Genomic DNA, 4092 nt, shown 5'->3' on the forward strand with positions numbered 1-4092 from the left:
GCGCAATGATAATAACCGAAACAGAGAGGGGCATAAAAGGAGTTAAATTGATATTTGATGAGGAATTATAACTTGCACCCGGCTTCAGCCGGGTGTTTTGGTTCCCAAAACAGACTCGCCGCGATGTTTCATAAATTGTAAACGGGACACAATTATCGGCGTAATTGTAAATGCGCTAAATCAATTGTGATCTATTGAAAACCCATTAATTAAAATCGGTGCTGGTTGGATGAAATAGAACGCGAATAAAACCTAAAACGATATCCGTCTTAATTCGTTTATCTATGATATTTCTGGCACCAGCGCATAGCGCTACATACGCTGAAATTATTCAGCTTCGCATATTTTTTATTGGATTTAACCGCTTAATCCGTGTTCCAATTTACTCGAGTTCATGCAGCCAACCTTAACGAAGTTAAATCAGTACCAGCTTGATGCATTTCTTAAACCCGGAGAGTTTACATATTTGTAGATTTTATGTAAAAGAGGTATACAAGGACTCCGGAGGAGTCCGATATTATTGAAAAATCCTACAGATCACCGATTGATAAGCTTGTTCATTAATCACCCACCCGTTGCGGTGATGTTTATAGCTAAATTTTAAGCTATTTCGTAACCTTTAGCAATTCTTCTACGGCGCGCTCCAATTGTTGGTCTATTCCCTTATCGATTTTGCCGGGCATGTTTTTCACCTGTACATCCGGCATGGTTTCATTGTTTTCAAGCCATTCGCCGGCTTTATTTTTGGCGCTTACCGGAATGGATCCCCAGAGCACCTTGCCATTTTGCAACATTTCCCATCCTGCAAAACTACATGTGCCCGGAACCGGCATGCCAATAAGTTTGCCAATGCCCAGATCTTTGTACATACACGAAAAACAATGTCCGTCGCTGTAATTGGCTTCGTTTACCATCGCAACCGAAGGTTTTGTCCAGCGAAATGCCGGTTCGTATCCTACTGTGCGATCTTCAATGGCATACTGCATGAAGTTTTCACCGGTGAGAAACATGCTCAAGTCGCCTACCAGGTCGCCACCACCGTTGAAGCGGGTGTCTACAATGAGGCCGTCGCATTCGTAATATTTGCCCATTACTTTTTCGTATGTATTGCGGTACGGGCCATCGCTCATGCCGGGAATATGTACATAGGCTAGTTTTCCGTTGCTAAGTTTGGCAACTTCTTCTTCGTTTTTACGTACCCAGCGCTCGTACATAAGTCGTTTTTCTTTTGAGCGGGAAATGGGTTTAACCGTAATGTTTTTTTCTTTGCCGCTCGACTGATCGAGTAGGGTTAAGGCTGTGTATTTACCAGCTTTTCGATTCAGATATTTTGCGTTATCGGTTTTGTTGTCAATTGTTTTTCCGTCTAATTTTGTAATAACCATACCCGCAGAAACCTCCAGGTCATGCTTGTCAAGCGGTCCGCCTTTTATGATTTCTGCAATTTTGATTCCGGGCCCGTCAAAGTTGTAATCCATAAAAATGCCCAGCGCCGCGGTTTGGTCTCTATCGGACGCTTTATAACGGTATCTGGCGCCGCTGTGCGATACGTTGAGTTCTCCGAGCATTTCAGAAAGTAGTTCAACAAATTCGAAATCGTTGCCAATCGATTGGAGTTTGGGCTCGTAGTTTTTTCGCAGCATTTCCCAGTCGGCACCGTGATAATCAGAAATGTAGAACATGCCTTTGTTGCGTTCCCAAACATGATCGAACATTTGCTGGCGTTCGGCAACTACATCAAGCATCATTTCACCTCCGAGTGATACTTTTTTCTTACGTTCCTTTTCGGGGTCGATGGTATAAACCTTCCCATCGGCCAGTAAGAAGAGTGTTTCCATTTTTTTGTCCCATTTCAGGCTTCCATATCTTACGCCCAGTTCAATCAGCATTTGAGTCTCTTTGGTGCGTAAGTTGGTTTGCCAGAGGTCCATATTTTCCTCGAAGCGTGTCAGGTAAAATAGTTTTTGTCCGTCTTTGGATAAAACAGCATCGCCGAGTTTCGAGGAGTGTATGGTAAGGCGTTTTTTACGATCGCGCAATCCATTCCAATCAAATTTTACGGTGAGGCTATCGGCCTTATCTTCTTTGTATTTTTTCTTTTTGCGTTTTTTCTCTTTTTCGTTGTCTTCTTTTTTCTTTTCCTCAATTTCTTTGAGCAACGCATATTCATCTTTGCTCAGGTTGAACCTGTCCCATGAGGCTTCTGTAAGAAACATGGCATAGGCATCCAATTGGCGTGAACCGCTGTTGGCATAAGAGCGCAATCCGTGCCGATCGCTGAACCAGAGAATTTGTTTGCCGCCATTAATCCATTTGGGACTATAATCGCCATATCCGCTTTGCGTTAGGTTGACGATTGAGTCCTGGTGTTCTGTCGAAACCAGCAAGACTTCGGTGTTGGCCAGAACCGGAGAGTATTCGGCCAGCAGCCATTTGCTGTCGGGACTCCAGGTGAAATACTGATCACCTTCGCTCATGTACAATAGTTTATCTTTGTCGAGCAGTGTTCTGGTGGTTTTATCTTTCAGGTCTAAGATTTTTAGTGTGCGCCGGTTTTCAATAAAGGCAATTTTTTCCCCGTCAGGTGCATATTTTGGTTGGTAATTATTGTTTTCGTTTTCAATCAGCGCCTCTTCTTTTATTAATGTTGATGCAAAAAAGTACGGTTCATCGCTGTTTTTTTTCGATGCCTGATAAATACTCCATTTGGCATTGCGCTCGCTGGCATAAAGAATATGTTCGCCATCGGGCGAGAAGCTCACAAATCTCTCCCGGGCAGGTGTTTCGGTAATTCTTTTGTGCATTTCACCTTTTACCGAAGAAACAAATATTTCGCCACGCACAATGTATGCAACCTCTTTACCATTGGGTGAAATAGCCATTTCGCTTATATTTCCCTGCACATCTACCAGTTGCAAAGGATTTTCTTTGGCTTCTGTGCGAATATTTATGTTGATTTTTTCAGGGGCTGCATCACCTGTTTTTGTGTAAATGGAACCGTTGTATGTGAAGCAGAGTGTTCCATTTTCGGATATGCTCAGGTAACGCACCGGATGAGGATTAAAGTTTGTGACCTGTTTTACCTCACCGGAATTTTCAATATTCATACTGTGTACATTGAATGAGCCGTTGCGCTCACTGAGGAAATAAAATTTATTTTCGTCCTGCGCAAATACCGGGTTTCGGTCTTCGCCTCGAAAAGTGGTAAGTTTTGTGTGTTTTTGGGTGCTTGCATCGTATTTCCAAATATCCCGTGTGATAGAAGATTCGTGGTGTTTGCGAAATTTGTCTTCGCCGCCTTTTTTATCATGATAAAGCATTGTGTTGCCGTTGCTGCTTATTTGTACATCCTGAGCAGGAATAGTCCAAACCTGTTTTACATTACTGCCTGCAGCGGCCACTTTGTAGAGCTCGGGCTGCGAACTGGTGGGGTATTGTCTGTGACTGGCTGCATCGAGGCGCTGCGCACCAAAAAAAATGTGTTTGTCATCGTGCGAAAAAGTGTATGGCACTTCATCTGTAGAGTGAAAAGTAAGTCGTTTGGCCTGGCCACCATTGGTATCTATTATAAACAAATCAAAATTGCCGTAGCGATTCGAAGCAAAGCAAATTTTAGAGCCGTCGTGACTCCATACCGCTTCGTAGTCGTGTGCTTTGTGGAAAGTCAATGGTTTGGCATCGCCGCCATTTGCTGGAACCAGGTAGAGGTCGCCTTTATATGTAAAAACAATTTGTTTTCCGTCGGGCGAAATAGACGCATAACGCATCCAGTCTGTGTTTGCATTGACTAATTGGGTCAGAAACAGTGTAATAAGCAAAAATATAGCTCTCATTTTATTTGTGTTTTTCATTATTCAGAAAACATTCTAACGGGTTTTCAAAGGTAGGAAAATATCAAACTTGTTTTTGACCTATAATGAAAACTGTCCGAATAAGTACAGAGATTAATGTAAATCAGGTTTTGTGGTCACGCAAATATTGAATCTACATTTAAGAATAAATATTGTTGACAACAGGTAATCGCGAATAAAACCTAAAACGGTATCCGTATTAATCCGTTTATCTATGATATTTCTGGCACCAGCGCATAGC

At 42.4% G+C, this 4092-nt stretch carries 1 protein-coding gene; it reads right to left on the reverse strand.

The genetic code is table 11. The features are described from left to right. Nucleotides 1-605: 605 nt before the first annotated feature. Entirely contained in the window at nucleotides 606-3833 is a 3228-nt protein-coding gene (locus VJ937_RS03955) for a S41 family peptidase (protein ID WP_324065597.1), read from the reverse strand. Between the last annotated feature and the right edge of the window lie 259 nt (nucleotides 3834-4092).

It is taken from the genome of Salinivirga sp. (genome assembly GCF_035268865.1).
Taxonomy (GTDB): Bacteria; Bacteroidota; Bacteroidia; order Bacteroidales; family Salinivirgaceae; genus Salinivirga.